General features: G+C 68.9%; 28 protein-coding genes and 4 tRNA genes. 14 read left to right on the top strand and 18 right to left on the bottom strand.

Translation table 11 applies throughout. The annotated features are described in order from the left end of the window. Nucleotides 1-60: 60 nt before the first annotated feature. The 5 genes from ACFQS9_RS07925 to ACFQS9_RS07905 all read right to left on the bottom strand — a co-directional run bounded on the left by ACFQS9_RS07925 (nucleotide 61) and on the right by ACFQS9_RS07905 (nucleotide 3,244). Complete coding sequence (locus ACFQS9_RS07925) at nucleotides 61-366, bottom strand: DUF1416 domain-containing protein (RefSeq protein ID WP_378403287.1); 306 nt, start codon at nucleotides 364-366, stop codon at nucleotides 61-63. A gap of 2 nt (nucleotides 367-368) precedes the next feature. Next, nucleotides 369-1,202 (bottom strand): sulfurtransferase, encoded by an 834-nt coding sequence (locus ACFQS9_RS07920; protein WP_378403285.1) that lies wholly within the window; start codon nucleotides 1,200-1,202, stop codon nucleotides 369-371. Between the two features lie 70 nt (nucleotides 1,203-1,272). Further along, entirely contained in the window at nucleotides 1,273-1,761 is a 489-nt protein-coding gene (locus tag ACFQS9_RS07915; protein ID WP_378403283.1) for a DUF4395 domain-containing protein, read from the bottom strand. Between the two features lie 227 nt (nucleotides 1,762-1,988). Beyond that, a complete protein-coding gene (locus ACFQS9_RS07910; protein ID WP_378403281.1) occupies nucleotides 1,989-2,468 on the bottom strand; it encodes a thioredoxin family protein in 480 nt (159 codons plus the stop codon). After that, a complete protein-coding gene (locus tag ACFQS9_RS07905) occupies nucleotides 2,465-3,244 on the bottom strand; it encodes an LmeA family phospholipid-binding protein (RefSeq protein WP_378403279.1) in 780 nt (259 codons plus the stop codon). The genes ACFQS9_RS07910 and ACFQS9_RS07905 overlap by 4 nt, the downstream gene beginning before the upstream one ends. 129 nt (nucleotides 3,245-3,373) lie before the next feature. Between ACFQS9_RS07905 and ACFQS9_RS07900 the strand changes: the two genes are divergently transcribed. From ACFQS9_RS07900 to pstB, 6 genes are all read left to right on the top strand, one after another. After that, nucleotides 3,374-4,144 (top strand): winged helix-turn-helix transcriptional regulator, encoded by a 771-nt coding sequence (locus tag ACFQS9_RS07900; RefSeq protein WP_378403277.1) that lies wholly within the window; start codon nucleotides 3,374-3,376, stop codon nucleotides 4,142-4,144. Further along, nucleotides 4,145-5,050, top strand: a complete 906-nt coding sequence (mshD, locus tag ACFQS9_RS07895; protein ID WP_378403275.1) for a mycothiol synthase — start codon at nucleotides 4,145-4,147, stop codon at nucleotides 5,048-5,050. A gap of 207 nt (nucleotides 5,051-5,257) precedes the next feature. Further along, nucleotides 5,258-6,379, top strand: coding sequence for a phosphate ABC transporter substrate-binding protein PstS (pstS, locus tag ACFQS9_RS07890; protein ID WP_378403273.1), 1,122 nt, complete (start codon nucleotides 5,258-5,260; stop codon nucleotides 6,377-6,379). A gap of 53 nt (nucleotides 6,380-6,432) precedes the next feature. Further along, a complete protein-coding gene (gene pstC / locus ACFQS9_RS07885) occupies nucleotides 6,433-7,482 on the top strand; it encodes a phosphate ABC transporter permease subunit PstC (RefSeq protein WP_378403271.1) in 1,050 nt (349 codons plus the stop codon). A 1-nt stretch (nucleotide 7,483) separates the two neighbouring features. Next, the gene (gene pstA, locus ACFQS9_RS07880) at nucleotides 7,484-8,389 is read left to right on the top strand and encodes a phosphate ABC transporter permease PstA (RefSeq protein WP_378403269.1); all 906 of its coding nucleotides are present in this window, start codon (nucleotides 7,484-7,486) and stop codon (nucleotides 8,387-8,389) included. 78 nt (nucleotides 8,390-8,467) lie between these two features. Further along, nucleotides 8,468-9,244, top strand: coding sequence for a phosphate ABC transporter ATP-binding protein PstB (gene pstB / locus ACFQS9_RS07875; protein ID WP_378403267.1), 777 nt, complete (start codon nucleotides 8,468-8,470; stop codon nucleotides 9,242-9,244). Between the two features lie 84 nt (nucleotides 9,245-9,328). On the opposite strand, the gene ACFQS9_RS07870 is transcribed toward pstB, so the two are convergent. The 6 genes from ACFQS9_RS07870 to ACFQS9_RS07845 all read right to left on the bottom strand — a co-directional run bounded on the left by ACFQS9_RS07870 (nucleotide 9,329) and on the right by ACFQS9_RS07845 (nucleotide 16,365). Then, a complete protein-coding gene (locus tag ACFQS9_RS07870; protein WP_378403265.1) occupies nucleotides 9,329-10,315 on the bottom strand; it encodes an endonuclease/exonuclease/phosphatase family protein in 987 nt (328 codons plus the stop codon). 103 nt (nucleotides 10,316-10,418) lie between these two features. After that, nucleotides 10,419-11,093: a phosphate signaling complex protein PhoU gene (gene phoU / locus ACFQS9_RS07865; protein ID WP_378403263.1), complete on the bottom strand. Its 675-nt coding sequence runs from the start codon at nucleotides 11,091-11,093 to the stop codon at nucleotides 10,419-10,421. Between the two features lie 92 nt (nucleotides 11,094-11,185). After that, a complete protein-coding gene (locus tag ACFQS9_RS07860) occupies nucleotides 11,186-13,042 on the bottom strand; it encodes an LCP family protein (RefSeq protein ID WP_417715322.1) in 1,857 nt (618 codons plus the stop codon). Nucleotides 13,043-13,305: 263 nt separating this feature from the next. Next, entirely contained in the window at nucleotides 13,306-14,463 is a 1,158-nt protein-coding gene (gene dusB / locus ACFQS9_RS07855; protein WP_378403259.1) for a tRNA dihydrouridine synthase DusB, read from the bottom strand. A gap of 70 nt (nucleotides 14,464-14,533) precedes the next feature. After that, entirely contained in the window at nucleotides 14,534-15,493 is a 960-nt protein-coding gene (locus ACFQS9_RS07850) for an acyl-ACP desaturase (RefSeq protein WP_378403257.1), read from the bottom strand. 260 nt (nucleotides 15,494-15,753) lie between these two features. Then, nucleotides 15,754-16,365, bottom strand: coding sequence for a DUF937 domain-containing protein (locus ACFQS9_RS07845; protein ID WP_378403256.1), 612 nt, complete (start codon nucleotides 16,363-16,365; stop codon nucleotides 15,754-15,756). 437 nt (nucleotides 16,366-16,802) lie between these two features. On the opposite strand from ACFQS9_RS07845, the gene ACFQS9_RS07840 reads away from it, so the two are divergent. After that, on the top strand, nucleotides 16,803-17,426 hold the full coding sequence (locus ACFQS9_RS07840; protein WP_378403254.1) for a hypothetical protein: 624 nt from the start codon (nucleotides 16,803-16,805) through the stop codon (nucleotides 17,424-17,426). 8 nt (nucleotides 17,427-17,434) lie between these two features. Here the strand turns inward: ACFQS9_RS07840 and ACFQS9_RS07835 are convergent, their stop codons facing one another. Then, nucleotides 17,435-18,310: a LysR family transcriptional regulator gene (locus ACFQS9_RS07835; RefSeq protein WP_378403252.1), complete on the bottom strand. Its 876-nt coding sequence runs from the start codon at nucleotides 18,308-18,310 to the stop codon at nucleotides 17,435-17,437. Between the two features lie 112 nt (nucleotides 18,311-18,422). On the opposite strand from ACFQS9_RS07835, the gene ACFQS9_RS07830 reads away from it, so the two are divergent. Continuing rightward, nucleotides 18,423-19,646 (top strand): MFS transporter, encoded by a 1,224-nt coding sequence (locus tag ACFQS9_RS07830; RefSeq protein WP_378403671.1) that lies wholly within the window; start codon nucleotides 18,423-18,425, stop codon nucleotides 19,644-19,646. Here ACFQS9_RS07830 and ACFQS9_RS07825 read toward each other — a convergent pair. Next, complete coding sequence (locus tag ACFQS9_RS07825) at nucleotides 19,634-20,017, bottom strand: SPW repeat domain-containing protein (RefSeq protein WP_378403250.1); 384 nt, start codon at nucleotides 20,015-20,017, stop codon at nucleotides 19,634-19,636. The two genes, ACFQS9_RS07830 and ACFQS9_RS07825, sit on opposite strands and share 13 nt — an antisense overlap. A gap of 392 nt (nucleotides 20,018-20,409) precedes the next feature. Next, nucleotides 20,410-20,485, bottom strand: a tRNA-Lys gene (locus ACFQS9_RS07820). 99 nt (nucleotides 20,486-20,584) lie between these two features. On the opposite strand from ACFQS9_RS07820, the gene ACFQS9_RS07815 reads away from it, so the two are divergent. From ACFQS9_RS07815 to ACFQS9_RS07795, 5 genes are all read left to right on the top strand, one after another. Next, complete coding sequence (locus tag ACFQS9_RS07815; RefSeq protein ID WP_378403248.1) at nucleotides 20,585-20,800, top strand: hypothetical protein; 216 nt, start codon at nucleotides 20,585-20,587, stop codon at nucleotides 20,798-20,800. A 279-nt stretch (nucleotides 20,801-21,079) separates the two neighbouring features. Beyond that, a complete protein-coding gene (locus ACFQS9_RS07810; protein WP_378403246.1) occupies nucleotides 21,080-21,766 on the top strand; it encodes a ScbR family autoregulator-binding transcription factor in 687 nt (228 codons plus the stop codon). Nucleotides 21,767-21,854: 88 nt separating this feature from the next. Then, nucleotides 21,855-21,927 (top strand) — tRNA-Glu (locus ACFQS9_RS07805). Nucleotides 21,928-21,975: 48 nt separating this feature from the next. After that, nucleotides 21,976-22,049, top strand: a tRNA-Asp gene (locus tag ACFQS9_RS07800). A 50-nt stretch (nucleotides 22,050-22,099) separates the two neighbouring features. After that, nucleotides 22,100-22,176 (top strand) — tRNA-Phe (locus ACFQS9_RS07795). A gap of 57 nt (nucleotides 22,177-22,233) precedes the next feature. Here the strand turns inward: ACFQS9_RS07795 and ACFQS9_RS07790 are convergent. Next, complete coding sequence (locus ACFQS9_RS07790; RefSeq protein WP_378403669.1) at nucleotides 22,234-22,881, bottom strand: response regulator transcription factor; 648 nt, start codon at nucleotides 22,879-22,881, stop codon at nucleotides 22,234-22,236. Between the two features lie 17 nt (nucleotides 22,882-22,898). Then, nucleotides 22,899-24,104 carry a sensor histidine kinase gene (locus tag ACFQS9_RS07785; protein WP_378403244.1) on the bottom strand — a complete coding sequence of 402 codons (1,206 nt, stop codon included), beginning with the start codon at nucleotides 24,102-24,104 and terminating at the stop codon, nucleotides 22,899-22,901. A gap of 158 nt (nucleotides 24,105-24,262) precedes the next feature. On the opposite strand from ACFQS9_RS07785, the gene ACFQS9_RS07780 reads away from it, so the two are divergent. Next, a complete protein-coding gene (locus ACFQS9_RS07780) occupies nucleotides 24,263-24,712 on the top strand; it encodes a hypothetical protein (protein WP_378403242.1) in 450 nt (149 codons plus the stop codon). Here ACFQS9_RS07780 and ACFQS9_RS07775 read toward each other — a convergent pair. Together ACFQS9_RS07775 and ACFQS9_RS07770 are read right to left on the bottom strand one after the other, a co-directional pair. Next, nucleotides 24,699-25,385, bottom strand: coding sequence for an MspA family porin (locus tag ACFQS9_RS07775; protein WP_378403240.1), 687 nt, complete (start codon nucleotides 25,383-25,385; stop codon nucleotides 24,699-24,701). The genes ACFQS9_RS07780 and ACFQS9_RS07775 overlap by 14 nt on opposite strands. Nucleotides 25,386-25,414: 29 nt before the next feature. Beyond that, nucleotides 25,415-25,691, bottom strand: a 277-nt coding sequence (locus ACFQS9_RS07770) for an MspA family porin (protein ID WP_378403238.1), incomplete at its 5' end; no start/stop codon positions are given.

Genomic DNA, 25,691 nt, shown 5'->3' with positions numbered 1-25,691 from the left:
AGCGGCCCCGCTCCCTGGTGGGGGAGCGGGGCCGCTGTGGCCGAACTGTGCGCGTTGGCGCTACTTCGAGACGGTGATGTCCACGTTGTGGACGCCGTTGCCCTCGGGGGTGACGGTGGCGTCGCCGTTGCCGGTGCTGGACAGCGCGCGCACGGTCCAGGTGCCGGGGGCGGCGAAGAACCGGAAGTCACCGGTGCCCGAGGCCACGACCTCGGCGGTGAACTCACCGGTGCCGTCGAGCAGGCGGACGAAGGCGCCGCCGACCGGCTGGCCGTCAGCGGCCAGCACGCGGCCGGTGATGACGGTCTCCTTCTCGACGTCCACGCCCGCGGGCAGGGTCTGACCCTGAACAGGTGCTCCACACATAACTAGGCTCCCAACTCGATCGGTGCACCCACGAGGGAGCCGTACTCAACCCAGCTGCCGTCGTAGTTCTTGACATTGTTCTTACCGAGGATCTCCTGCAGCACGAACCAGGTGTGGCTCGAGCGCTCGCCGATGCGGCAGTAGGCGATCGTTTCCTTGCTCTCGTCGAAGCCCTTCTCGGCGTAGAGCTTCGTCAGGTCCTCGTCCGACTTGAAGGTGCCGTCCTCGTTGGCGGTGGTGCTCCACGGGATGTTGATGGCGCCGGGGACGTGGCCACGCTGCTGAGCCTGCTCCTGCGGGAGGTGCGCAGGCGCCAGGATCTTGCCGGAGAACTCGTCGGGCGAACGCACGTCGACCAGGTTCTTGTTGCCGATGGCGTTGATGACCTCGTCGCGGAAGGCGCGGATGGAGGTGTCCGGCTCGCCGGCCTGGTAGGTGGTGGCCGGGCGGACGACCTCGTCCTTCGACAGCGGGCGGCCGTCGAGCTCCCACTTCTTGCGGCCGCCGTCGATCAGCTTGATGTCCTGGTGGCCGTACAGCTTGAAGTACCAGTACGCGTACGCGGCGAACCAGTTGTTGTTGCCGCCGTAGAGGACGACGGTGTCGTCGTTCGCGATGCCCTTGGCGGACAGCAGCGCGGAGAACTGTTCACGGTTGAGGAAGTCACGACGGACGCCGTCCTGCAGGTCCTTGCGCCAGTCGAGCCGCACAGCGCCCTCGATGTGGCCGCCGTCGTAGGCCGAGGTGTCTTCGTCGACCTCGACGAAGACCGTCTTCGGAGCGTTGAGGTTCTGCTCGGCCCAGTCGGCAGAGACCAGGACGTCGGAGCGAGCCATGGTTTTCCTTTCGATACTTCTTGCGTGGGTATGGGTGGGTGGTGCGGCCTAGACCGGCTGGATTGGGCGGCTACGCCGCGGTGATCGAGGTCGACCTGCGGAAGCGGGCCACGAGTGGGTAGATCTGGCAGCCGAGGCAGAACGCGAAGGCCGCGTTCAGCAGTGCGGCGAAGAGCGCGAAGCCGGTGGCCACGGTGCCGACGGCGGTCAGGCCGGTGAGGAAGCCGGCCACGCCGACGACGGCGAACGCGAGCCCGACGAGCTGGGCGAACCGCAGCGGGGCAACCGGCTCACGCTCGGTGGTCGGGGACAGCCGCGGCGCGACGAACCGGGCGAACACCTGGCCGTACGGGCTGTTGCGGGGGCCGCGGGCGGCGCCGAGCCCGAACACCACGGCCTGCGCCGCGAGCAGCAGCCCGGCCGCGACCGTGGAGAACGTCGAGAGTACGAGCACGGCCACGAGGACACCGGTGGTGATCCAGGCCGCGAACCGCGGACCGCGGACATCGACCTGGTCGGGGTGCCCGGCGCGGGACCGGGAGGTGGCGGTGGTGGACATGGGAGAGAGCTCCTGCGCTTGAAACGGATGCCTTGACGTGCGGAGATGAACCGCGGGTATTCCGGAAGGTGATCACGGCGCGGTGCTCAGGCAGAGGGTGCCGGATGAGCGGAAGACGTCAGCCGTGGGATCAGCAGCAGGTACAGCAACAACCGCCGAGGCGGCACAGATCAACTGTGCGGCGTCGGGTGAGCATGAGCTCCTGGCTGGTTTGCACGAGGAGGAGCTTACCCGTTTCCGTCCGGGTTTGTATCCCCGGGGCCGCACAGGGGGAGCAGCGCCGCCCGCAGGTCGGCGGCCGTCGGCACCCCGGACACCCGGTACCGCTGCACCCCCGCGGTGTCGAAGATGAACGTGGTGGGCAGCGACAGGACGCCGAGTTCGGCTGCGAGCGCGGCGTTCTCGTCGATGTCGACCTCGATCTCGACGGCCCGCGGGGAGCTCGGCTCGAGCTCCCCGTCGAGGGTCTCGAGGACCTGCCCGATCACCCGTCGGACCGCGGCACAGGGCCCACACCAGTCGGCGGAGAAGTGCAGAACGGCCGGGCCTGCGCCCGCCACCCCGGCCTCGGCGAGCAGCGCTCTCCGGGTGTCGGTGACGGAGTCGGACGGCGCGGTGGCCCGCACGGTGCCCGACCGGGCCCGCAGCACCAGCCCGACGGCCGCCGCCGCGACGAGGGCCAGCGCGAGGACGAGGAGGCCGGTCACGGGGCCTGCAGATCGTCGAGGTTGATCACCACGTTGTCGCCCGAACCCTCGATCACGACCTGCGAGCCCTCCGCGTAGACCTTGGTCGGCAGCACGCCGAAGGGCAGCCGCTGCGCATCCACGGTGCGAGTGAACAGCCCGAGCACGGCCGGCTTGAGCGGCGCGGGGACGGTGAAGTCCGCGTTGCCCTCGGGGCCGAAGTAGAGGTCGGTTGCGACGATCCTGACGTTCTCGCCGTCGAGCAGGAGGTCGGCCTGCACGCTGACACTCGCCCGGATCGGCCCGATCGGGACCGTGCCGGTCAGCACCACGCCCCCGGAGGTGGTCATCCCGGAGCCGCCCGATCCGCCGGTGCCGTCGGACCGGTCCGCGGGCGGCGCGGACACCTGGAGGTCAGGGATGCCGAGGAACTGGCCGAGCGAGGTGGCGTCGATCAGGACCCGGCCGTCGAGCTGGTCGACGGGAACGGTCTTGACGGTGCCGTTCACCAGCTCGGATGCGGGGATGCTCACCCCACGCAGGTTCGCCTCGACCGTGACCTCGCCGAGCACCTGGCTGTCGACCCCCCGCGCGCGGATCTCGACGTCCTCGTACTTGCCGTTCGCCGCCTGGGTGAGGAAGGGGAAGCCGCCGATGGTGACGTCGGGGTCCGAGTTCAGCTCGCCGCCCTCGCGCAGACTCCGCGACACCCGGTACTCGGAGTAGGCGGCCGCGCCGAAGTCGATGACCACCGCGAGCGCCAACAGCAACACCAGGCCGAGAATCAGTTTCCGCACCGCACCATTGTTGCTGACCGGAACGGGGCTGTGTGGGGTGCCCACCGGGCACGGCACGTTAGTCTGTTCGAGTATCGCGTCACTGTCGGCCGTGCCCGGGCACATGAAACGGCGAGAAGGGGAGGCCGCGTGGAGCTGCTCCTGCTGACCTCGGACCCACACCCAGAGTCGGTGCTGCCCTCGCTCGCGCTCCTGGCGCATACCGTGCGGCCCGCCCCCACCGAGGTGGCCTCGCTGCTCGAGGCCGGATCAGCGGACATCGCCCTCGTCGACGCCCGGACGGATCTCGCCGCCGCGCGCGGCCTGTGTCGGCTGCTCGGCAGCACCGGGTCCGCGGTTCCCGTCGTGGCGGTCCTCACCGAGGGCGGACTGGTCGCGGTCAACGCGGACTGGGGCCTCGACGACATCCTGTTGCCGGGCACCGGGCCCGCCGAGCTCGACGCGCGGCTGCGGCTCCTGGTCGGCCGCAGCGGCGGCGTCGCCAGCCCGGAGAGCTCCGGCAAGATCACGCTCGGTGAGCTCGTGATCGACGAGGGCACGTACACCGCACGGCTGCGTGGCCGCCCGCTCGATCTCACCTACAAGGAGTTCGAGCTGCTCAAGTACCTCGCGCAGCACGCGGGCCGGGTGTTCACCCGCGCGCAGCTGCTCCAGGAGGTCTGGGGTTACGACTTCTTCGGCGGCACCCGCACGGTGGACGTGCACGTGCGACGGCTCCGCGCCAAACTCGGCCCCGAGTACGAGGCCCTCATCGGTACCGTGCGCAACGTCGGTTACAAGGCCGTCCGGCCCAGCCGCAAGTCCGGCAACGCACCCGTGCCCGCCGACGACCAGGGCGAGGACGACGGTGGTGCCGTCGACGACTCGGAGCTGACCCCGGCCAACGGAACGGTCCTGTAGATGCCCGAAGCTGCCAGGAGCTGGTTCTACCTGCTCGACGACGACCAGGTGGCGCAGGTGCACGGCGTGCTGGACCGCGCGCTCGCGGCGGACGGGACCGCGCCGCTCTCCGAGCAGGCCGTCCACCACATCGAGGGCAAATCGGAAATGTCGCGGCACCTGCTGTGGACGCTCGACGACACGATCGTCGGCTACGCGAGCCTCGAGCCGCCCCACGGGGAGCATCCGGCGATGGTGGAAATCGCGGTCGACCCCGCGCATCGGGGTACCAAGATCGGCAGGGGCTTGGTCAGGGAGGCCCTGGCGAAGGGCGGCGAGGGCGCCCGGGTCTGGGCCCACGGCGACCTGCCCGCCGCCCGCGCGGTCGCGGCGCACCTCGGCCTGAGTCCCGTCCGCGAGCTGTTGCAGATGCGCAGGCCGTTGGCCCGACCGGAGCTGCCGGACATCGCGGTGCCCGAGGGCGTGATCCTGCGGACCTATGCGGGGGCGCAGGACGATGCCGAGTTGCTGCGGGTCAACGCCGCGGCCTTCGACTGGCACCCTGAGCAGGGGTCCTGGACCGAGCGGGAGATCGCGGAGCGACGGGCCGAGCCCTGGTTCGACCCCGCGGGCCTGTTCATCGCGACCGACGCGGAGACCGGTGCGTTCCTGGGCTTCCATTGGACCAAGGTGCATCCGGCGACGTCGGAGTCCGCCGAGCTCGGCGAGGTGTACGTAGTGGCGATCGACCCGGCCGCGCAGGGCAGGGGCCTGGGCCGGCTACTCACCGTCGCCGGCCTGCGGTATCTGCGGGATCGGGGCCTGGAGACGGTGTTGCTGTACACCGAGGCGGACAACGTCGCCGCGCTGCACACGTACGAGCGGCTCGGATTCGAGCGGTTTCACGTGGATGTCGCCTACGCCTGAGGGCCGTATGCCATGGCCAGGGGTGAGATTTGCCTCACCCGGCCATGAGTTCACCCTCCGTTCACCATTCTGGGACGCTCTGTCCACCACCTGCCCCTACCTTTCTCGTTGGGCGGCGCCGTGCTGCCTGGTGCAACGCTCATGCGAACTGCGCCACGGAACACCGCCCGACACGGGCGTGAAGTTGAGCCTCCCGGAGGAAATAGCGTGAACCTCAAGCGCAGTGCTGCGATGTTCGGTGTGCTGGCCGCAGGTGCCATGGCCCTGACCGCGTGCGGCAGCGACGACAACTCCGCGTCCGGCGCCTCGGTGGACACCTCCACCTCGAACGCCGCCTGTGAGGGCAAGGAGACGCTGTCCGCGGCCGGTTCCTCCGCGCAGAAGAACGCGATGGACGCCTTCACCTCGACGTACATCGCGGTGTGCAAGGACAAGGGCAAGACCGTCAACCTCGCCTACAACCCCAGCGGTTCCGGCGACGGGCGCACCCAGTTCATCGCCAAGCAGATCGACTTCGCCGGCTCCGATTCCGCCATCAAGGCCGAGCAGGCCGCCGCGGCCAAGGAGCGTTGCGCGGGCAACGACGCCTGGAACCTGCCCCTCGTCTTCGGTCCGGTCGCCCTCGCCTACAACCTCGACGGCGTCGACAACCTGACGCTCAACGGTGAGGTCATCGCCAAGATCTTCAACGGCGGCATCAAGAAGTGGAACGACCCGGCGATCGCCGCGCTCAACAGCGGTGCCACCCTGCCGGACCAGGACATCACCGTGATCGTCCGCTCCGACTCCTCGGGCACCACCGACAACTTCCAGCAGTACCTGACCACCGCCTCGAAGGGCGCGTGGACCCAGGGCGCGGGCTCCGACTTCGCCGGCGGCATCGGTGAGGGCGCGAAGGGCTCGGCCGGCGTCGCGCAGGCCGTCGCGGGCGCGCCCGGATCGATCACCTACGTCGAGAAGTCCTTCGCGGACCAGAACAAGCTCAAGGCCGCCCAGATCGACAGCGGCGCGGGCGCGGTCGCGCTGACCGAGGACTCGGCCGCCAAGGCGATCAGCGGCGCGGCCTTCAAGACCGAGGGCGTCGGCGACCTCACGCTGGACCTGAAGTCGATCTACGGCACCACCGAGGCCGGCGCGTACCCGCTGGTCCTGGCGACCTACGAGATCGTCTGCTCGAAGGGCTACGACGCCGATACCTCCGCGGCCGTCAAGTCCTTCCTGACCAGTGCGGCCAACGAGGGACAGGCGGAGCTGTCCGCGCAGGGCTACGTGCCGCTGCCCGCGACGGTCAAGGACAAGCTGAACGCGTCCATCGCGGCCATCGGCTGAGCGGTCCGACCGGTCCAGGCTCTATATTCATACGAAGAAGATTGCGAGCGCAGATGAGCGACGCGCCCACCCAATCGGCACCTCGCACCCCCACCCCCGGTGATGTCGGGGCCGGGGTGGGCGGTCCGCTCGGAACACCGGAGGCACCGATCACTCCAACACCCGCAGCCTCGTCCAAGACGGTGACGCGTCCGGGAGACCGGGTCTTCACCTCGATGGCGACCGGGTCGGCCGTGTTCATCACGGTCCTGATCGGCGCGATCGGTGTCTTCCTGGTCTGGCGGGCGGTCCCCGCTCTCGCCCGCAACGAGGTGAACTTCCTCACCAGTTCCGAGTGGGTCACCCAGGACATCAACAAGATGGCCTTCGGCGTCCTGGACCTGTTCCAGGTCACCGTGCTGGTGTCGGTGTTCGCGCTGGTGCTGGCCATGCCGGTGGCGCTGGGCATCGCGATCTTCCTCACCGAGTACTCGCCCAAGTCGCTCGCGCGGCCGCTGGCGTACGTGATCGACCTGCTCGCCGCGGTGCCGTCCATCGTGTACGGCCTGTGGGGGCTGTTGATCTTCGCCCCCGCGATCAAGCCGCTGGCCGTCTGGCTCAACGAGAACCTGTCGTGGATCCCGTTGTTCGCCACCGGCTCCGGCTCGATCGCGGGCGGCGGCACGATCTTCACCGCGGGCATCGTGCTCGCGGTGATGATCCTGCCGATCATCACCGCCGTCACCCGTGAGGTGTTCGTGCAGACCCCCACCCCTCACATCGAGGCGGCGCTCGCGCTCGGCGCCACCAAGTGGGAGGTCGTCAAGACCACCATCATCCCGTTCGGCAAGTCCGGCTACATCAGCGGTTCCATGCTCGGTCTCGGCCGGGCGCTCGGCGAGACGATGGCCCTCTACATGATCTTGCGCACCACCTCGAAGGCGTTCGGGTGGTCGCTGTTCGACAGCGGTTCCACGATCGCCTCGAAGATCGCGCTCGGCTACGCGGAGTTCAACAACGAGATCCAGGCCGGTGCCTACATCGCGGTGGGCCTGGTGCTGTTCATTCTGACCTTCGTGGTCAACGCGGCCGCCCGTGCCGCGATCGCCGGAAAGAGGGCCTGACATGACTGTGACCCTCGATCGCCCGGTCAAGAAGCCGACCTTCCAGGGGGTCAGCGGGCGCCGACGCTTCGCGGACCTGACGGCGGCGACGCTCGTGACCCTCGCGGTGGTCGTCGCGCTGGTGCCGCTGGTGTGGGTGCTCTACACCGTGATCGCGCGCGGGCTGCCCGCCCTGACCAGCGCGACCTGGTTCACCAACTCGTTCAGCGGCCTGTCCGCCTCCGCCACCGGGGGTGGCGTCTACCACGCGCTGGTCGGAACCCTGATCCAGGGACTGGTGTGCGCGGCGCTGTCGATCCCGCTCGGACTGTTCGTCGCCATCTACCTGGTGGAGTACGCGGGCACGTCCAAGCTGGGCCGGCTCACCACGTTCATGGTCGACATCCTCAGCGGTGTCCCGTCCATCGTGGCCGCGCTGTTCATCTACGCCCTCTGGATCGCGACCTTCGGCTTCCCCAAGTCCGCGTTCGCGGTGTCGCTCGCCCTGGTCCTGCTGATGGTCCCCGTGATTGTCCGCAGCACCGAGGAGATGCTCCGCATCGTGCCGCAGGACCTGCGTGAGGCCTCCTACGCGCTCGGCGTGCCGAAGTGGAAGACGATCATGCGGATCGTCGTCCCGACCGCGCTGCCCGGCATCATCACCGGCGTCATGCTCGCCCTGGCCCGCGTGCTCGGTGAGACCGCGCCGCTGCTGATCCTGGTCGGCTACGCCCCCTTCATCAATTTCGACATGTTCAACGGCGAGATGGGGTCGCTGCCCGGCGTCATGGTCGCCGAGATGAACAATCCGACCGACGCGGGCGCCAGTCGCATCTGGGGCGCGGCGCTCACGCTGATCCTGCTCATCGCGGTGCTGAACATCGCGGCCAAGGCGATCGGTCACCTCTCCCGGGTCCGGAGCAAGTGACCACGATGAGGGCAGGAGCGAAGCCTGCGCAGCGACCGAATCTCAGTACAACGCTCACACAACACCGAGGGAGCCACCATGGCCAAGCGTCTTGATCTCAAGGACGTCAACATCTACTACGGCAAGTTCCATGCCGTCGCGGATGTCGGTCTGTCCGTGCCCCCGCGCAACGTGACCGCCTTCATCGGCCCCTCCGGTTGCGGCAAGTCGACGGTGCTGCGTTCGCTCAACCGCATGCACGAGGTCACCCCCGGTGCCCGTGTCGAGGGCGCCATCCTGCTCGACGGCGAGGACATCTACGGTTCGCAGGTCGATCCGGTCGGCGTCCGCCGCACCATCGGCATGGTGTTCCAGCGCCCGAACCCGTTCCCCACCATGTCGATTCGCGACAATGTGGTGGCCGGGCTGAAGCTGCAGGGCGTGCGCAACAAGAAGCAGCTCGACGAGGTCGCCGAGCGGTCGTTGCGCGGCGCCAACCTGTGGAACGAGGTGAAGGACCGCCTCGACAAGCCCGGCGGCGGGCTCTCCGGTGGCCAGCAGCAGCGCCTGTGCATCGCCCGTGCGATCGCGGTCTCGCCCGACGTGCTGCTGATGGACGAGCCGTGTTCGGCGCTCGACCCGATCTCCACGCTGGCGATCGAGGACCTGATCACGGAGCTGAAGAAGGACTTCACCATCGTGATCGTCACGCACAACATGCAGCAGGCCGCCCGGGTGAGCGATCAGACCGCGTTCTTCAACCTCGAGGCCACCGGCAAGCCGGGTCGGCTCGTCGAGATCGACGACACCGAGAAGATCTTCTCGAACCCGACCCAGAAGGCCACCGAGGACTACATCTCGGGCCGCTTCGGATAGACGGCAGGCGAACGGGCTGTTTTCGGGCGACGCTCTCGGGCGACGCTCCGGAAACAGCCCGTTCGCGCGTGCTCGGCGGTTGCATCACCGGGCAGCCGCGTCCACCAGCCGGATGTCGGCGATCACTCCGTAATGGTCGGAGCCGGCGATGGCGACGCGTTCGAGGCCGGTCGCGGCCGCGCCCTTCGTGATGACGCGGTCGATCCCCACGACCGCCGGATACCACCGGTGGGCCGGCATCGTCGGGACCAGCCCGGCTCCCACCTGGTCTGCGGCGTCGGCGTAGCCGGCGGTGAGCAGGGCACGGTACTGGCGTTGGGAGTAGCTCGCGTTGAAGTCTCCACTGGCGATGACGTTGTCGCGTTCGGCGGCGTTCGCGAACTCGGCGCCGAGGCCGCGCAGCTCGCCTGCCCACATCGTCGCGGGGAACAGGTACGCGGGCGCGGGGTGAACCGCGAACAGCGCCACGGGTTCTCGCAGCCCGATGTCCAGATCCGCGGCCAGATTGGCGGACAGGTACCCGTCGAGGACCCGGGTGTTCGACAGCGGGAAGCGGCTGTAGATTCCGCCACCGAGGCCGTTCGGCCCGTACGAGATCGCGAACCGGTGGGGCAGCAGGTCGTCGAGCCCGGCGGCGCCCAGCCCGTCGATGGCCTCGTCGGTCAGTTCCTGCACGGTGAGGACGTCCACGTCACGGTCACGCACCAGGTCCGTCAACAGGTTCGGATCGGCCTGTCCGAGTTTGGCGTTGGCCTGCAGGACCCGCAGTGTCGGACCGTCCGCGTGCGGCGAGGTGGCACCCGTGCCCGCGACAAAGAGCGGTCCGAGCAGCCACGCCCCGAGTGCGCACACCACCAGGCACAGGCACTGGGCCGCCCACTGCCGGGCGATCGCGGCGACCACCGCGCCGAGGAGCGCCGTGCCGATGGCGACCGGGGTCCAGCCGGCCAACAGGACGACGAATCGGATCTCCACCGTGACGAGCGAGGCCAGCAGCGCTGCCGCGCCCAGCAGGCCGCAGGCCGCGGCGAACACACCCGCCGAACGCCGGTAGGTCTCGGAGAAGGTCACTGATCGATCATGCCCGGTAGTCGCCGAGGTGGGCCGTCGAGCTACGGGCACGTCGTCGTGAAAACGCCCCGACCGGGACTCCGGTCGGGGCGTTGGTGGTAGGTCAGGATTCCAGTGAGGTGGTCTCGTCTGGGTCGACCGGCATCTTGCCGGTGACGAGGAAGATGACCCGCCTGGCGACCTCGACCGCGTGATCGGCGAAGCGCTCGTAGAAGCGGCCCAGCAGCGTCACGTCGACGGCCGCGGCCACGCCGTGCTTCCACTCCCGGTCCATCAGGACACTGAACAGGTGGCGGTGGAGGTCGTCCATGGCGTCGTCCTCCTCGCGGAGCTTCGCGGCCCGCTCGGGGTCGCGGGTCTCGAGGACTTCACGCGCACCCGCGCCGAGCGCCACCGCGATCCGGCCCATCTCGGCGAAATAGCCGTTGACCTCCTCGGGCAGCACGTGGTTCGGATGTCGACGGCGGGCGATCTTGGCGACGTGCAGCGCCAGCGCGCCCATCCGGTCGATGTCCGAGACGATCTGGATTCCGCTGACCACCGACCGGAGATCGCCCGCGACCGGCGCCTGCAGGGCCAACAGGGCGAACGCCCGCTCCTCGCAGGTGACGCTGAGCTCGGTGATCTGGTCGTGATCGCTGATGACCTGTTCGGCGAGCGACAGGTCGGCCTGGAGCAGCGACTGTGTCGCCCGCTCCATGGCCGCGCCCGCCAGGCCCGCCATCTCGCCGAGCATGTCGGCGAGCTCGGTCATCTGTTCGTTGTAAGCCACGCGCATGAGTTCACAGCCTACGGCGTCTGGGATACCAAGTCACGGTCGTTGGGTTAACGCGGCATGAATGACAGTGCACGTCAGGAGGGCAAAAGCGCCTAGGAGCAGGAATCGTCTGCCGCATTGGTGAACGCCAGATCGGCGGGGAGGGCGTCGGCGCCGGTGTCGCTCGGCGAGCTGGCCTTCGGGGCCATCGTCGGGGTGAGTGCGGAGCCGACCGATTCGGGCTGGGAGACCGTTCCGGAGAAGCTCGATCCGAGCACCACCTCGACGATGCCACCGAGGTCGGAGGACTCCTGCAGCACCGCGCCGGGCAGCGAGGACGCCACGGTCGCGGCCTCCGCCTCGAGCCCCGGTGAGTAGCGGACCAGGGTGTTCGTGCTGGTCCCGGTGTAGTTCCCGACGCTGTAGATCTGGAATCCGTACGCGCCCAGGTCCTCGGCGGCGGTCGCGGCGAGTCCGGTCACCCCGGATCCGTTGGATACCTGTAGCGAGACCGCCAGCGGGCTGACCGCCTCGAGCTGTGGCGCCGCGGGTGCGGCGGGTTTCGGGGCCTGCTGAGTCGACGAGGGGGGCGCTTCCTTGCGCTCCTCGCCGGGCAGGGGCTCGTCGTCGATGATCGCCTGGAAGATGGCGTCGATGTCGTCGAGGCGCGGGATCTCGTTGCCGAGTTCATTGGTGCCCGCGGTGGGCACGGTGAGGAAGGTGACCGCGCCCGCGTCCACGTTCTGCAGCGACCGGCCCAGCATGACCAGGGACTTGGTGTCGATGTTCTGGACGAACGTGTCCCGGGTGAAGGCGTTGATGAAGCCGTTGAGCTTGCCCGGGTCGAACAGCACCTTGTTCGACAGCGCGCCTCGCAGCAGAGACGAGAGGAACATCTGTTGGCGCTTGATCCGGCCGTAGTCGCCGTTGCCCTCCGCCTCGACCTTGCGCGCCCGCACGTAGTTCAGCGCGGTGGCGCCGTCGATGGTCTGCTTGCCCGCGTTCGGCAGGACGGTCCCGAGTTCCCCGTCGATCAGGGGCGTGGTGGTGCAGATCTGCACCCCGCCGACCTGGTTGACCATCGACTCGAAGCCGGAGAAGTCCATCCCCACGAAGTGGCCGATCTTGAGGCCGGACATCTTCTGGATCACCTTGACCAGGCACTTGGGCCCGCCGTACGCGTAGGCGGAGTTGAGCTTGTCGTTGTCCGCGGCCGGGTTCATCTCGGTCGAGTACTGACCCTTGTCGTTGTCCCAGTCCTGACAGGCGGGCCGGGCGATGTCCAGGTCGCGGGGGAACGACACCGCGACGACCCGGCTGCGGTCCGCCGGGATGTTGACCAGGATCACCGTGTCGGCGCGGGCGCCCTCGGCATCGGCGATCGAACCGGCGCCCATGCCGCCATTCGCGCCAGCCCTGGTGTCGGTGCCGACGATCAGGTAGGTCTCGTCGCCGGTCTGACCGCCAGGGTCGACGACGTCGGTGCTGTCGAGGTCGAGCGCGGCCACCTGGTTGAAGCCGTTGTCGGTCGAGCGCTGGTAGCCCCACGCGACGCCGGTGATCCCGACGGCGGCGGCCGCGGCGACCGCAACGGCGCTGCGGCCGAGGACCCGCCATCGTTTCTGCTTGCGGCTCTTGCTCGCGGCGAGCCGGGTCTCGCCGGGCGCGCCGACCCGGACTGGTTCACCCGCGGCGGGGCCGACGTGTTCGGGGGCCGCCCGGTGCAGCCATCCGGTGGTGGGCGGGGCCGGCGGGTCGGGGACCGGATCCTGCCGGGGGCGGGCAGGCGGCAGCGGCGACATCGCGGGAGTTTTCATCCGGCCGCTGTCGCCGGGCGGCGGCGGGCTGACGCGGTTCACCAGATCGGCGACGGAGAGTCGCTCGGTGGGTTCGCCGGGTTCGCCGCGTCGACGTCCGGTCGAGCCGATCCGGCCGCTGTCCGCTCGCTGTGGATCGGGCGGACCGGGCATCGGGTGGTCGGGGCCGGTGGGATGCTGCGATTCGGGCCGGTACTGGGGCCGGCTCAGGTGTGAGAGTGGTCGTTCCCAGGGAGCGCGACCTTCAGGCACGGGGCCTGGAGTCTGATCGTCGCCCACCTACTTCAACCCTGCCTCTCACGTCCGCAATCTCCGCCACCCGGACGGTCCCAACATGATACTGATCGGGACCGCTGGTTCCAGTCGAGCTCGACCGTGGCAGGAGCGGAGCCTGCACGGCGAGCGGAGTGCGCTGGTCAGCCGCCCGAGTGCATGAGATCGGCGCCCGCGGGCACGAGGCAGTCCTCCGGATCGTCGAGCCAGCCCTCGGGTAGGGAGACCTTGCCGGGCGACCCCTGCCGCCCGCGCGGGCCCTCCGCGTCCTTGGGAAACGGCACCGTCGGGTCGAGCTGGGCGAGCAGGTCGTCGAGCTCGGTGAGGGTGGACACCATCGCCATCGCCACGCGCATCTCCGACCCGGCGGGGAAGCCGCGGAGGTACCAGGCGACGTGTTTGCGCAGCTCCCGCAGGCCCTTGTCCTCGCCGTGGTGGTCCGCCAGGAGCTCGGCGTGCCGCCGGATGATGGCGGCGACCTCGCCGAGGGTAGGCGGTGTCGGCTCCGGGGTGCCCGCCAGCGCGGCGCTCAGCTCGGCGAACAGCCAGGGCCTGCCGAGGCAGCCGCGCCCGACGACGACGCCGTCGCAGCCCGTCTCCGCCATCATCCGGACGGCGTCCTCCGCGGCGAAGATGTCGCCGTTGCCGAGCACTGGGACGTCGGTCACGTGCTCCTTGAGCCGGGCGATCTCGTTCCAGTCCGCGGTGCCCGAGTAGCGCTGGGCGGCGGTGCGTGCGTGCAGCGCGACCGCCGCGGCGCCCTCGCCTGCGGCGATTCGTCCGGCGTCGAGGTGCGTGTGGTGTTCGTCGTCGATGCCGACGCGGAACTTGACGGTCACCGGGATGTCGGTGCCCTCGGTGGCCTTGACCGCGGCCGCGACGATCCTGCCGAAGAGGGTGCGCTTGTACGGCAGTGCGGCGCCGCCGCCCTTGCTGGTGACCTTGGGCACCGGGCAGCCGAAGTTCATGTCGATGTGGTCGGCCATGTTCTCGTCCACGATCATCTTGGCCGCGGCGTAGGTGGTGTCGGGGTCGACCGTGTACAGCTGCAGCGAGCGCGGGGTCTCGGTCGGGCCGAACGTGGTCATGTGCAGGGTCGCGGGCTGGCGCTCGACCAGGGCGCGGGCGGTGACCATCTCGCACACGTACAGGCCCGACGTGCTGCCCGACCGCTCGAGCTCGAGCTCGCGGCACAGGGTGCGGAACGCCACGTTCGTGATGCCCGCCATCGGGGCGAGCACGACGGGGCTACGCAGCTCCAGCGAGCCGATTCGGAGGTGCTGACCAGCGGGTGATGACATCGGATACCTCTGTAGAAAGGGCTGTGCCCGGTACCTGTTTCGGTACCGGGCACAGGATAGCTGGCTGCGCTCAGGAAGCCTGCTGCTCGCGCTTGGCGGCCTCGCGGGCCAGCATGCGGTCACGCTGTTCCTCGAACTTGACGGCCTGTGCCTCGAGGTTCTCGAGGAACTTGGCCAGATCCTCGCGGGTCTTCTCGCCCTCGGCGGTGAAGTCGGTGCGGTCGAAGATGTTCCACTTGCGGAGCACCGGCATCACCACCTCCTCGAGGTGCTGGCGCAGGTCGTAGATGCCGTGCTTGGCCATCAGCACGCCGTTGCGGCGGAAGTTGGGCATGCCCGCACCGGGCATCTGGAAGTTCTGGACGATCTCGTTGATCGATCGCAGCGCCTGGTCGGGTGCCAGGTCCAGCGCGGCACCACAGATGTTGCGGTAGAAGATCATGTGCAGGTTCTCGTCCGCGGCGATGCGCTGCAGCATCTTGTCGGCGATGGGTTCGTTGCAGGCCTTGCCCGTATTGCGGTGCGACACGCGGGTCGCGAGTTCCTGGAAGGTCACGTAGGCGACGGAGTGCAGCAGCCCGGCGGCGCCGCCGTCGGGCAGGGAGGAGTACCCGTTGGTCATGTGCTCCATGCGGAAGCGCTCGAGCTCGACGGGGTCGACGGCGCGGGTCACGACGAGGTAGTCGCGCATCACGATGCCGTGCCGGTTCTCCTCGGCGGTCCAGCGTCCGACCCACGTGCCCCAGGCGTGGTCCATCGAGAAGTTCTCGGCGATCTCGCGGTGGTAGGACGGCAGGTTGTCCTCGGTGAGCAGGTTGGTGATCATGGCCGCGCGCGCGACTTCGTCGAGCTGAGACTGCTCGATGTCCCAGTCGTCGCCACCCATCGCGGCGAAGTTGCGACCCTCGTCCCACGGGACGTAGTCGTGGGGATGCCATTCCTTGGCCATGGAGATGTGCCTGTTGACATTCTCCTCAGCAACCTGCGCCAGCTCCTGAAGCAGTTCGAGTTGGGTCAGATCCCTGGCCATACGCATGCCCTCCCTAGTGTCGTCCGAAATCGGCTCAACGTAGCCTACGGGACCGTAACCTCGTTGTGAATCGTTTCGAAATGGTCACAGCCTGGGAATATCGCCGCCGATAACAGGCCGATCCCCTCCGGGTCATCGACCCCGACGGCCGTTTCGTTACAAGCCGGCGTCCGGAGATTTCGTCGCGGCCACGGTCGGGGCGAGAGAAATGGCGGCGCCCCGATCCGGGACGCCGCCATCTCAGTGGGCGTGTGTGCGAACTACTTGCGTCCGCCGCCGAGCAGTCCGCCGAGCAGGTCGCCGAGGCCGCCGGCCGCTCCGCCACCCGACGCTCCGCCGAGGAGGCTGCCGAGGACGTTGCCGAGGCCGCCCGCGGACTGCCCGCCGCCGCCGAGCAGCCCGCCCAGCAGGTCGCCGATGCCGCCGCCGCCGCCGGCCTGGGCCTGCGCGGGAGCGGCCGCGCCGCCGCCGGAGAACTGCTTGGCGACGTAGGCCAGCACGATGGGGGCCAGGATCGGGAGCAGCTTGCCGACGAGGTTGCTGCCGCCGCCGGCGCCGCCCGTGTTGCCGAGCGCGCTGATGACCTGGTTGGTGTTGTCACCGAACACGTTGTTGACGATCTTCTCGCCGTCCGCCTCGTCGACCTGGTCGATGTCGACGCCGCCGGTGAGCAGGGCGGGATCGGAGTGCTGGGCGAGCGCGGATTCCAGCGACGCGGCGCCGGCGGGGTCCTGAGCGTTCGCCTCGAGGCCACCGACCAGGGTCGGGATGGCCGCCTTGACGGCCGCCGACGCAGTGTTCTCGTCGACCCCGAGCTTGGTGGCGATCTGGCTGATCGGGATCTGGGACAAAAGGTCGTCAAGTGATGCCATGAGTGCCCGCCTCTTCGTGGACGCTCTTTTCTCGAGTGTCCGGGTACCTCCGACATTAGTGACCGGGGCGACTGGTTGGATGGATTCGGCGCGCGCACCGGCGCGTCGGTCTAGGGCATGTCTCCCAATCCCCATTTCGGCGCCCCTGTCGTCCAATCGCCGCCCTGCAGCGTTGTCGTCGGCGCCGATACAACAGCGGTATCGGCTTCTCCTCCGCCTTGCCGGACGACGATTGTCTCGCCAGGTGCATCCGAGAGGGATTGGGAGACACGCCCTAGGCGGCCGCGGCGGTCTTCTCACGCGGGACGAGGCACGCGAGCAGTGCCACGACGAGACCCGCGGGGAATCCGTTTCGCAGATCGTCGATCTCGACGTCGGTGGGCGTGGTGCCCTTCCATCGCTGGCGGAACCCGTGCGATGCGAGCAGGATTCACGCCATGGGCGACAACACGCGACGTCTCGAGGAGAACGCGACCGCTGGTGTACCCGCCGGGAAGAAGGGCCTGCCCGGCTGGGCGAGGAAGGCGATCGCCGGGTTGATTCTCGTTGTCGTCCTAGTGATCACGTACTTCATCCTGGCTGCCTTCCTGCCGCGCTGGTGGGCGCAGCAGGCCGGGGCGTTGTCGTCGGGCAGCTTCACCAGGGGCATCGCCTGGGGGCTGATGTATGGGGTGCTGTGCACGGCGGTGCCGCTGCTGTTGTTCTTCCTGGCCTGGCGGGTCCGGGGCAGGAAGTACAGCCGCGTCATCCAGGTGGCGGCAGTGATCTTGGGAATCGTTGCGGCGCTGCCGAACCTGCTGACCCTGACGGTCGTGTTCGGGACGAACACCGCCGCGCACGCGGGGGAGCGGATCCTCGACGTGGACGCGCCCGGATTCCGGGGCGCGTCTCTCGTCGGGGCGATCATCGGCGTACTCGCCTTCGCGGTGTTCGTCGCGCGCAGTGTCTCCTACCGGCGTCGCGGGGCTGAGCTGGCCAGACTGCGCGAGGAGGAAAGGGCTCGCCAGGAGGCGGTCGCGGCGGACTCCGAGGCCGCGACGGGCGCGGACGAGCAGGGCTGAGTCCCGCGTCAGGTCCGCTGGGCGACGAAGTCACGGAAGCGTCGCGCGGGTGGACTGAGCGGCCGGTCCTGCGCCCAGATCATCCCTATCTCGCGCTCGGCTCGTCCGCCGCGGATCGGGACGATCACGATCCCCTCGGGCCAACGGCTGCCCTGCTGGACCGGGACCAGTGCCACCCCCAGGCCGGCGGACACCAGACCCGTCGCGGTGGCGAGTTCGCTGCTCTCGAAGACGATGTCCGGCGTGAACCCGGCCTGCGTCGCGGCATCGTCGAGGAGCCGCCGCATGCCGAAGTCGGGATGCATGGCGATGAAGGGTTCGTCGGCCGCCTCCAGGAGGTCGATGTCGGCCCGGCCGGCCAGGCGGTGCCCGGCGGGAACGGCGAGTGCGAGGCGCTGATGGCTGAGCAACAACCAGCGCAGCTCGACGCTGTCGGGCCGCGGTGAGACCACGGCGAGATCGGCGTGACCGGACCGGATGCGTTCGCCGAGGAGTCCGGCGGCATCCTGGTGCAGCGCGAATCGGATCCGCGGGGCCGCGGCGCGGAAGTCCCGGATGAGATCGGGGATCAGCCAGGTGCCGAATGAATGCAGGAAGTCCAGCCGTACCGTTCCGTTCGTCGGGCTGGTCACGGTCGCGATGTGGTCCTCGGCGGTCGCGAGTTCCGTCAGTGCGCGCGAGGCGTGCTCGAACATCAACCTGCCGTGGTGATTGAGGCGGAGCCTGCGTCCGTGGCGGTCGAAGAGCTCGACGCCGAGCTGCCGCTCGAGCCGGGCCAACCGGCGCGAGAGTGTCGGCTGCGACAGTCGCAGCAGGTCGGCGGCGGCGGTCACCTGGCCCTCCTCGGCCAGGACCACGAACCATTTGAGGTCGGCGGAGAGCATGTCGGTCCCGATCGGTCGGCGGTTCTATATGCCTGTCATGCATATAGAACACCGCAAACTCACATTTTGTCGATAAGGGCGGGGCGTCCAGGATGGAGTCCGGAGGCCGATGATGACTGTGACGATGACCCGCGCGGGGCGCCCGGCGCCGCACCGACGCGGATCGCCCGGCTACACCCGGATCACGTTGGCCCTGTTCGCGGCCGGGCTGACCACGTTCATCTCCATGTACTCGGCGCAGGCACTGCTGCCCGCGCTGTCAGACGGCTTCGCGGTGCCGCCCGGGACGGCCGCGCTCGCGGTCTCGGTGACCACCGGGGTGCTCGCCCTGGCCGTCATCCCGGCGAGCGTGCTCTCCGAGCGGTTCGGCCGGACCAGGGTGATGGTCTGCTCGGCCGCGCTGTCCTGCGCGGTCGGGTTGGTCCTGCCCCTCAGCCCGACGATCGAATGGCTGCTCGTGGGGCGCGTCGTGCAGGGCGCCACCCTGGCCGGGATACCGGCCGTCGCGATGGCCTACCTCGCGGAGGAGGTGCACGGCGCGGACCTGGGTGCCGCGATGGGCCGGTACGTCGCAGGCACCACCATCGGGGGACTCGTGGGCAGGCTGATCCCGTCCGCCGTGCTCGACGTGAGTACCTGGCGCTGGGCGATGGAGGCGTCCGCGGTGGCGGCGCTGGTGTTCGCGGTGGTGATGACCCGGACGATGCCCGCTTCGCACTTCTTCCGCCCGCGGCAGGTGAGTCCGCGGACGGTCACGGCCAATCTCGCGTTGCACCTGCGTAATCCGGACCTGAGGGTGCTGTTCGCGCTCGGCTTCCTCCTGATGGGCGGATTCGTTTCCGCCTTCAACTTCCTCGGTTTCCGGCTGCTGGCCGAGCCGTTCGGCCTGCCGGAGTCGGCGGTCGGCGCGGTGTTCCTGCTCTATCTCGCGGGGACCGTGACGGCCGCGGTGGCCGGGCGCCTGAGCGACCGGTTCGGTAGGGGATGGGTGCTGTTGACGGCAGTGTGTGTGAGCGCGGCCGGCCTGGTGACGACGTTGCCGGACAACCTCGCCTCGGTACTGGTCGGCATGCTCCTGTTCACCGGCGGCTTCTTTGCCGCGCACTCGGTCGCCAGTGGATGGGTGGGCGCGCTCGCCACCGCGCACCGGGCCGAGGCGTCGTCGCTGTACCTGTGCGCCTACTACCTCGGCTCGAGCCTGGCCGCCGTCGGTGCCGGGGTCGCATACGGGTGGGGTGGGTGGACGGCGACGGTGGGCTACATCGGTGCCCTGCTCCTGGTCGCCATCGGCCTCACGCTGACGTTGCCGCGGACCAAGCGCCGTCAGGCTCGCTGACGGGCCCGGGTGAGCGGCAGGCGGCCCTGCTGCCCGGCCGCCAGGCCCAGTGCGCCCGCCACCGTGATGATCGCCCCGGCGACCACGGCGACGGTGGCCGCGGTGGTGGTGCCGTTGGGGAAGTTCATCGCCAGCGGTGTGGCGAGCAGGAAGAGCCCCAGCGCGATGAGACCCCAATGGCTCGACCGCGATTCGGTGGACATCGCCCACAGACCGGCGGAGTAGGCGAGCAACCCGAGGATGAGGATCGAGCCGGTGATCTGCCGGTCGCCCTGGACCGGCACCCACATGCTCAGGAGCACGAGGGCGACTCCGGTCACGACGACGATCATGTCGCGGCGAACCTCGCGGACGTGTTCGGAATCGCTCATGGCAGCCTCCCTGATGTGCGCCGCCACGCTCACCGGCCTCGGGAGGATCGGAGCGTGACGTCACTCGCTTCCGGTGTCCCCATTCTGGACCCGCGGTGGGTGGGTGTCGACCCTCGAACCCGCTTCGGGTGCCGCTCAGTCCAGGCCGGCGTTGCCCGACGCGGGACTACTGAACAGGGGTTGCTGTGGCGTGGGTGCGGACCCCGGTGTCGGGGCCGAGCCCGTCAGGGTGGTGGTCTCGGGATGACTGAAGAGCGGGACAGGCGAATCGACCATGTGTTCCATTCGGTGAGCATGCTCCGATCCGGCGCAGAAGGCCATTGACGCGGCCGGTGCGTCGACTGTCGCCCGAGCCGAGACGACCCCGTCAGGCGATTGCCTGACGGGGTCGGTGGTGCCCCCAGTAGGGCTCGAACCTACGACCTGCGGATTAAAAGTCCGTAGCTCTACCAACTGAGCTATAGGGGCGCGTTGCTGGAGTCTAGTGGCTTCGCCGCGTCCGCGAGGACGGGACCCCGGCAACAGGGCCCTCCGATCTCGGCCGCGTCGGCACTCGTTCGCGCGCCGGTGCGTGATGATGACGGGAAGGCCTGGGAAGGGGCCCGCGACATCGTCGCGCTCGTCACCCTCGATGCTCTCGACGAGAAGATCCGGATCGACGGTCTAGGGGACACGATCGAGTCGATCCTTGCGACACATCTTGCGATGCAAGGTGATTCATTGACCGAAATCATGAAGAAGCTCACCGCGGTGGCCGCGATCATCGCCATCCCCACGGGGTGACGGGCAATTCACGCGTCGAGACCGGCTGTGAGCGGCGGGTATCGAGACTCGCCGAAAACGCGAACGGCTCGGGTGCGCACCCCCTGCGCCGCACCCGAGCCGGTGAAATCATACCACCCGGTGTGTTCCGCAGTCTGAACACCTTACCCGCAGGTAGGTGGAATCCGCACGAGGTTGCCCCGAATTCGTCCAATTTAGGGCTATGGTGACAACGAGGTCGTCTGGTGGCCTGTCGGGGCACGGGATAGAGCTGCACGGTTTCGGAGGCGACTGGCTCATATGGCACGTCAACAGGAACGAGCGCGCAGGACGCGCGCCGCGATTGTCGAAGCCGCGGCGGTGGAATTCGCCCGCCGGGGCTATGCCGCCGCGTCGGTGAACACGATTCTGGAGGGATCGCACGCCACCAAGGGGGCGATGTACTTCCATTTCGAGTCGAAGGAAGAGCTGGCCCGGGCCGTCCTCGCCTCTGCGCTCGAGCACTACACGCAGACGAATGATCGTTGGAAGGCCGTCGACGCGGACCCGTTCCAGGTACTGCACTCGATCATCATGGAACTGGCGGAGCGGTTCGCCAACGACGTCATCGTCCAGGCGGAGTTCCGGTTGATCGTGGAGCCCGAGTTCTACGCCGAGGTGCGGGCCGGCGGTTCCCAGGTGTGGGGACAGACGGCGTACGAGCTCGTGGGGCGTGCACAGGCGGAGGGCCTGCTCCGGCCAGGGGCCGACCCAGGCACGTTCACCCGCGTCCTCGGCGCGGCGCTGGCGGGCCAGCGCTACATGCTCGACCTGACCGCCGACAGCACGCCGCTGCGCGAACGATTCGAGGAAGCGCTCGCGGTCGTCCTGGAGGCTCTGGCGTCGCCGGAGTGGCTCGAGGGCTGGCGGCGGACCGGCTGGCTGGACCTGCGTGCGGAGGCGGGCGCCGTGACCCCCGAAAATGGGCCGGAAACCGGCTCTGACTAGGCGATTTGGGTTTTCGAGAAACTGTGTCATAAGCTATCCCAGCTCCCAACGGAAAGCCGTTGAGGGAATTGCCGGAGAGATTCGGCGGGCCCCCTTCGTCTAGCGGCCTAGGACGCCGCCCTTTCAAGGCGGTAGCGCGGGTTCGAATCCCGTAGGGGGTACAGTACGACCGGTAAGATCGAGTGTTGTTGACACCAACACTCTTGCAAGGCCCTGTGGCGCAGTTGGTTAGCGCGCCGCCCTGTCACGGCGGAGGTCGCGGGTTCGAGTCCCGTCAGGGTCGCAAAGTGCCGTCAGGCACAGTGCGATAGGCATTCGGTTCGGGTGCCGCCCGGCCAGGTAGCTCAGTTGGTACGAGCGTCCGCCTGAAAAGCGGAAGGTCGCCGGTTCGATCCCGGCCCTGGCCACCACGAGTGGTTGTGAAACTCCGGCTTCGAGTTCGACTCGAGGTCGGAGTTTTTTTCGTTTCAGCCGCCGGGGCTGACGATGCCGTTGTCGAAGGCGTACACGATCGCGGCGGCCCGGTCGCGAAGGCCCAGCTTCAGAAAAATGTGACCGACGTGACTCTTCACGGTCACGCCGGAGATTCCCAGCTCGCGACCGATCTCGGCGTTGGTGTGTCCACGCCCGATCAGGGTGAGCACGTCGACCTCGCGCGCGGTCAGCTCATCCAGGGTCGAGGCGCCGTTGCCTGCGATCGCCGGCGAGGTGCGGTAGGTGGCGAGGACCCGCTCGGTGACCGCCGGATCGAGGCATGCGCCGCCCTCGGCGACGGTGCGGATGGCGCGGATGAGTTCCTCGGCGGGCGAATCCTTGAGGATGAAGCCGGCGGCTCCGGCGCGCAGCGCGCCGGAGAGCAACTGGTCGTCGTCGAAGGTCGTCAGCACGAGCACCGGCGGCGGGCTATCGGTCGCTCGCAGCTGTCGCGTCGCCTCGATGCCGTCGACGCGCTTCATGCGCAGATCCATCACCACGACGTCGGGCGAGTGGAGCGCCACCGCGGCGGGCACCTCGGCGCCGTCGGCGCACTCGCCGGCGATGACGAAGCCGTCCTTGCGTCGCAGGATGCGACGCAGTCCCGAACGGACCAACTCCTGGTCGTCGACCAGAAGCACCTTGACGTCGGTCGCGGTCACGAGAGCCCGGGGATCCTGCGCGAGAGGGCGCAGTTGCGGAGCTCGGTCCCGAGCGGGAACTCGGCGCGCACCGACCACCCGTGCGACTCCGGGCCCGCGACCAGCGAGCCGCCCAGGAGTTCGGCGCGCTGCCGCATCCCCCTCAGGCCGGAGCCGATGCCGCGCTCGGGTGGCGGCGCGCGGTGGGTGCCGTTGACGATCGACACGACGACCGCATCGTCCGCGACGCGGAGCCGGACCTTCGCGGTCTCGCCGGGCGCGTGTTTGACGACGTTGGCCAGCGATTCCTGGGTGATCCGATACAGGCCGAGACCGGTTGCCGCGGAAACGGCCTCCGGGTTGCCGGACAGGTCGTACTTCACGTGGACGCCTGCTCGGACGAAGTCTGCGACGAGGTCCGGGATGTCGGTGATATCGGGCTCGGGCGCGACCCTGGCCGGCCCGGCGTCGAGCAGTCCGACGGTCTGCCGGATGTCGGCCATTGCCTGTCTGCCCAGTCGCTCCGCGTCGGTGAGCGCGTCGATCGCCTCGTCGACATCCCGATCCTCCTGGAGCGCCCGGCGGGCACCGGTCAGGTGTAGCAGGGTGATGCTCAACGAATGCGCGATGACGTCGTGGACCTCACGGGCGATGCGGCGCCGTTCGTCGCTCGCGGCCTGCTCAGCGAGGCGGGTCACGGCTTCACGTTCCCGTTGCAGCAGGCGCAGCTGAGTCTGGAGCATGAATCCCACCATCCACCCGAGCCCGACGCCGGTGAGGTACTGCGGGACGCCTTCGAGATCGCCGAAGGCGGCCGCGGCCGCGACCATCGCGCCGGCCGCGACGGCCACCGGGACGCTCACCCTCGGTCCGGTCGTCGCCGCGACCTGGGCAACGGCGACGACGAGAATGAACGGCGCGATGTCGTTGGACACGGGATTCAGTAGCAGCAGGGCCGTTCCGACAAAGGTGGTGGCGATGAGGGTGACGGGCACCAGCCGGGGGTGGGGCAGCGGCAGGCCGAGCGTCAGCCACAGGCAGGCGCTCATCGCGATCAGCCCGCCGAGCAGCGCCCATCCGGGTGGGATGAGGGCTCCGCGCTGCGCGACCGCGATGATGGCGGCTGCGATCAGGCAGATATCGCCCGCGATCGGGATCGCGGGCGGGTAGTCGTAGGGCAGCACCGCTATGCGGCGGTGCAGGTACTCCGATACCACCTTCACCCCGCCAGCCTAAGCGCAGATCCGGTCGATGGCATCGTGCCACGAGCGGTCACGATCTCCGCCCACGGTAGGAGACGAAATCGCGACCGTGGCACGTCGAACCGCGCCCGAGCGCTCCGTAGCGTCAGCGGTATCAACAGACCACGGAGGTGAGTGCAGTGTCCTGGAATGACTTTCACGCACGTGGGGCCGTTCTTCAGACGGTCCTCGACCGGGCCCGGGTGGACCCGGCGGACCCCGGTCTGCTCGCCGACCTGCCCGGCATGGAGCGGTTGTTCGGGGGACCCGAAGGCGTCCTGCTCGCGCTCGAGCATCGATGGACCACCCATCTCGCCGCGAAGCTCGACCAGGTGATCGAGGACGGAGCCCCGCCGAACACCGCGTGGAACGAGTTGGTCTCCGAGCAGCCGGTCTTGCGGGCGATCCTCGATCGCTACGCCCACCGGTCGCCGTCGTTGCGCCGGGCCCAGCAGGCCGAGCGAGGCATGATCGACGACCATTTCAACCCCTCGGTCGACGACGTCGACGGCGCCGGGACCGGCCGCGGCCGCTCCGGGTTCGGGTCGGTGGCGTCCGGGCCGGTCGAGCCTGCTGTCAGCCGATGCTGAAGGGCTGGCCCCAGAGGGTGACGGTGCCCTTGACGTTCTCGGTGTCGACGGTGACGTTGACGTAGGAGCGGGCCTGGGCGTAGCCGGCGCAGCCCTCGACGCCCATGGTGGAGTCGGCCCAGGTGACGCTGCCGGAGGCGCCTTCGAAGGAGTGCTCGCCGGAGTGGGATTCGCCGCCGAAGTCGTCGGCGGATTCGAGGTCGAGGATCGAGAAGCTCGCGGCCTCGCCGGGTCCGATGGAGATGGTGCCGGTGCCGGAGGTGGCGTCGCCGTCGATGTCCCCGTTGCCCTCCCAATCGGACAGCATTCCTGCGCCTCCGCCACTTTCGCCGCCGAGGGTGAGCTGGCAGGCGACGATGTAGCCGGGTTCGATGTCGCCGCCCTCGGCGCCGGAGCCGCCGGAGATCTCGACCTTCGCCGAGCCGGAGACCCAAACGTTGCGGTGCAGCGGGGTCGCGCCCATCGAGCCGGAGATGTTCGCGGACTCGCCGGTCATGGTGACGGTGACGACGGTGCCGTCGGCGAGGGTCTTGGTGATGGTGCCGCCGGGCAGCGGGACGACGGTGTCGGCGTTCGCCGCGCCCGCGGACAGGAAGCCGAGGGCGACGGCGGTGGCCGCGCCGACGGCGGAGATCTGCAGCCCGCGACGCAGGCCGGTGTTGCTGGAGTTCATGATTCCCTTCGGATATGGATTGAGAACCGTCAGCCGATGCTGAACGGCTGGCCGTACAGGGTGGTCTTGGAGTAGTCGTTGCCGACGATCTCGACGACGGTGTAGGCGCGGGCCTGGGCGTAGCCGCCGCAGTTCTGGATCTCGATCTGGGTGTCCTGGTACTGCACCGCGTACTTGCCGTTGCGCTTGATGTCCTTGCCCGCGACACCGACGAACTTGACCTGACCGGCGGAGACCGGGACGGTCAACGAACCGGAGATCGACGGGCCGTCCATGCTCACACCCATCCCGATCGAGCCACCGAGA

Origin of the sequence: Rhodococcus daqingensis, assembly GCF_042665615.1 — a bacterium.
GTDB classification, from domain to species: domain Bacteria; phylum Actinomycetota; class Actinomycetes; order Mycobacteriales; family Mycobacteriaceae; genus Rhodococcus_G; species Rhodococcus_G daqingensis.
This window is presented reverse-complemented; position numbering and strand designations above follow the sequence as displayed.